4 protein-coding genes are annotated in these 3,538 nt (G+C 43.2%); all 4 read right to left on the reverse strand.

What is annotated here, in order from left to right; all coding sequences use genetic code 11:
- Positions 1 to 60 precede the first annotated feature (60 nt).
- The 4 genes from QUA07_RS29625 to QUA07_RS29640 all read right to left on the reverse strand — a co-directional run bounded on the left by QUA07_RS29625 (position 61) and on the right by QUA07_RS29640 (position 3,073).
- Positions 61 to 795 (reverse strand): alpha/beta fold hydrolase, encoded by a 735-nt coding sequence (locus QUA07_RS29625; RefSeq protein WP_333332765.1) that lies wholly within the window; start codon positions 793 to 795, stop codon positions 61 to 63.
- A gap of 327 nt (positions 796 to 1,122) precedes the next feature.
- On the reverse strand, positions 1,123 to 2,364 hold the full coding sequence (argJ, locus tag QUA07_RS29630) for a bifunctional ornithine acetyltransferase/N-acetylglutamate synthase (protein ID WP_333332768.1): 1,242 nt from the start codon (positions 2,362 to 2,364) through the stop codon (positions 1,123 to 1,125).
- Between the two features lie 312 nt (positions 2,365 to 2,676).
- The gene (locus QUA07_RS29635) at positions 2,677 to 2,817 is read right to left on the reverse strand and encodes a hypothetical protein (RefSeq protein WP_333332771.1); all 141 of its coding nucleotides are present in this window, start codon (positions 2,815 to 2,817) and stop codon (positions 2,677 to 2,679) included.
- A gap of 61 nt (positions 2,818 to 2,878) precedes the next feature.
- Positions 2,879 to 3,073, reverse strand: coding sequence for a hypothetical protein (locus tag QUA07_RS29640; RefSeq protein ID WP_015176120.1), 195 nt, complete (start codon positions 3,071 to 3,073; stop codon positions 2,879 to 2,881).
- Positions 3,074 to 3,538: the final 465 nt, after the last annotated feature.

The following is a 3,538-nucleotide window of genomic DNA, read 5'->3' on the forward strand; positions in this document are numbered from 1 at the left end:
CTCTCATCCCTTCGATTGTGCTGTGGGGAGATCACTTTTGCTTGAGGGTGATCGTACTCTTTAGTCTAAACTCCAGTCATAAAGCTTTTGACTCATACTAGCTGGATTTGACCGATCAGAAGTACCATGAACGATTAAAATAGGTATTTTTAGAGATACAACCTTACTAAGGGAGTCAAATCTTTGATTTAATATCCATGCAATTGGGAAAATCCTATAACCTAAATGAATTACCTCTTCCTGCATAGAGGTAAAAGAACTGACAACAATCAGCCCCGCTATACTTGGCTCTTTAAGTGCTAAATTAATCGCAACTGCTCCACCTAAAGAAACTCCAAACAAATAAATTTTTTGGTGTGCAATTTTTCTATTTTTTGTTAAATATTTTAAAGAATCGGCTGCATCTTCATAAATGCTAAATTCAGAGGGAAAATCTCCCCCGCTTTGACCATAACCTCGGTAATCAAATATAAAGACAGAAAATCCTAGTTTGTTGAGCTGTGCCACATCTCGAATATAAATCGGATTGCTAATATTTGTTCCCGACCCATGAAAATATAGAATAGTTCCAACTTCTGTATCTGGTTTTAACGATGGAATAAACCATCCATGTAATTTGTCTTGTGAATTAGGCCTAGTGTTTCCCAAAAACCAAACTTCTTCATATTTGAGATTAAAATTTGAGGGTAATTCTAAAGTGTCATAGGTCGGTTTAAAAATCATTTGTCTCTGCCGAATAAGCAGAAACGCACAAGCGCCTATATACACTGTTAGAAAAATTGTTCCCATAAGCATTAGCAATTTTTGGAAAAGGTGATACATTAGACTTATTGGTAATAAGTTTAAAAAGCCTTGAAAGTTAGTCTGAATAAGATTTTTAGCTATTATATTTAGTGAAAATCATAGAACGGTGCTCGGTGTAAGAGCTTTAGCGATTTTCAAAGGAGAAGCAAAAAAACTGATATTTACTCGCTGAACACAAGTTTTAGATTTTTGGATTTCCCCCCAGGGGGGGGATTTTAGTTTAAATTGTGTGAAATTTGCCTTCAACTTTCTCTCGTCTGGTTTTGTTTGTGTAGGCGCGGTTTCTAACCGCCCGGACTTCTAACCGCCCGGACTTATTTAAGTCGTATACTCCGCATTAATCTTTACGTAGTCGTAACTCAAATCGCATCCCCAAGCTTTCGCAAAACCGCTGCCATTCCCGACACTAACCTGAATTACAACCGTATCAGCCTTCAAATATTCGCCTTCTGCAGCCGCTTTCATATAATTACTCGCAGCAGCGCGATCGAACTCTTTAGGTTGTCCGTTTTCCATCATCAAAAACTCCCCCAATTGAATCCGCAAATTCTCTTGATCGAAAGGTACACCAGCGCGCCCAGCCGCCGCCGCAATTCTGCCCCAATTCGGATCGCGTCCGAAAATAGCAGCTTTCACCAAAGAAGAACCGACAATTGTTTTGGCAATTTTACTCGCAGAAACTTCATCCAGCGCGCCACTAACTTGCACTTCTACCAAACAAGTTGCACCTTCGCCGTCACGGGCGATCGCCTTTGCTAAATGCACGCAAACTTCTGTCAGCATCGCCTCTAATTTTTCAGCATCTGCCCCCATTTCGGTAATTGCCGGTGTGCGGGATTGACCGTTTGCCAAAGCAATTAGCGAATCGTTGGTACTGGTATCGCCGTCAACAGTAATTTGATTGAAACTTCTGTTAGCCGCACGACTCAGCATTTCTTGCCACAAATGCGATGACACTGCTGCATCGCAAGTTACAAATGCCAGCATTGTTGCCATATTCGGGTGAATCATTCCCGAACCTTTGCAAATGCCGCCGATGCGGACGGGTCGATCGCCAAACATGGTTTCTAGGGCGATCGTTTTCGGTACTAAATCAGTCGTACAAATAGCCTTAGCCGCCGCATCAGAACCAGTTTCCGATGCCTCAGCAACTAATCGGGGAATTCCCGCCCTCAGGGGATCCATTTTAATCCGCTGTCCGATGACGCCAGTGGAGGCCAAAAGAATCGATTCTGGAGGAATATTCAGCGCTTCTCCCAACAATTTGGCACTTTCGAGGGCATCTGCCAAACCTTGTTCCCCAGTAGCAGCATTAGCTTGTCCCGCATTGCACAAAATTGCTTTGGCGCTGGGTTTAGCTTGCAAACGCTGGCGGCAGTAGTCCACACAAGCGGCCCGGACAGTGGAGGTTGTGAAGACTCCGGCGGCGATTGCGTCTACCTCTGACAAAATTAAACTTAAATCCGGCAAGCCTGAAGGCTTCAAACCCGCTGTAATTCCCGATGCTCGATACCCTCTGGGTGCTGTAACTCCGCCGCCAATTTCTTTCCAGTCCGACATGATGACCTCCCTAGTAGCCTTCAATCTGCTGAAAGGGGATTATACCATTTTAGATTTTAGATTTTAGATTTTAGACTTCGGCGTGAGCGCTCAGTCGAACGATTTTAGATTTTAGATCTAAGATTCCCCATTCTTTTGGGCCCAATTTCCCATTCCCATTCCCAATTCCCAATTCCCCATAAAACTAATCGCGGCTTCCAATCTAGAGTTAGAACTCAAGAAGAAGTCGCGACGGTTTTGTAATTGACATTATTAATTTTTAGCTGGCAAACACCAAACTCGATTCAACTATCTCGCCGTTGAAAAAAGGGGTTATTTGCGATCGATACTCGCTGGAGAACCAGCATCTAAACCAACTTCAGCAGCAACACGGCTCAGCATGGATTCCTGACGGTTTTTGACTAGGTGTTGGTGGCGCATCATCAGGTTGCGGGCTTGTTCTTGAGTTGACATAACTGATTTCTCCAAACTATAGGTAATGACTTCGTAGAAAATTGTCGAAATTGAGCTGGCCCTAGCTCATAGTGGCGTGGCTGCGATCGTAACTGGCTTGAAAGCTGGGCTGCGGTTTGCCTTGAATGTGACCCCAGTAGTGCGTATCTTCCATCCCGACTTCGGTGGCGGTGCGGTTGAGCATGGATTGCTGCCGGTTCTTCACCAGTTGGTGGTGGCGCATCATCAGAGAGCGAGCTTGATTTTCGGTAGACATAGGGGGTTCCTCCGTATTCTTTAGATTAATGTTGGGCTGTTTTTTTCTTCTCTTCTATGACTATAACAGACAATTCTGTATCTAAAGCTACCAAATCAAAATTGTCACAAAACTTAATAATTGGGCTGTGGGGCGAGAATCTCGATCGAGGTTGCGGGGAGTGCGATCGAGCTTGGACTGGTTGATTCAGGCCCAACCTCAAGCAGCAGTTGGCAAAATTTGACAATATTCCTCTTCTAAGAGCCACATTTTAGTGGCTACCTAATTGCTAGTCGCCAAAATAACTTTATAGTTTGGTTCCGAGTTATAGATTCAGAATTTTGCCTCTCAAGAAAGTCGAATTTGCCTTAGTTAAGAGTAAATTTAATAAGTAGCGAATCACAATTAGATTTATAGTTATTTCAAATAAAAATGAGACACTAAGTTGCACAATAAGCGCGAATAATCTCATCAAGAGATGTGGCA

It is taken from the genome of Microcoleus sp. T3_A4 (genome assembly GCF_036700465.1).
Taxonomy (GTDB): Bacteria; Cyanobacteriota; Cyanobacteriia; order Cyanobacteriales; family Microcoleaceae; genus Microcoleus.

Excerpts from the sequence above, each read along its gene's own strand:
- QUA07_RS29625 (WP_333332765.1), bottom strand. The coding sequence starts at position 795 with ATGCTTATGGGAACAATTTTTCTAACAGTGTATATAGGCGCTTGTGCG.
- argJ (WP_333332768.1), bottom strand. The coding sequence starts at position 2,364 with ATGTCGGACTGGAAAGAAATTGGCGGCGGAGTTACAGCACCCAGAGGG.
- QUA07_RS29635 (WP_333332771.1), bottom strand. The coding sequence starts at position 2,817 with ATGTCAACTCAAGAACAAGCCCGCAACCTGATGATGCGCCACCAACAC.
- QUA07_RS29640 (WP_015176120.1), bottom strand. The coding sequence starts at position 3,073 with ATGTCTACCGAAAATCAAGCTCGCTCTCTGATGATGCGCCACCACCAA.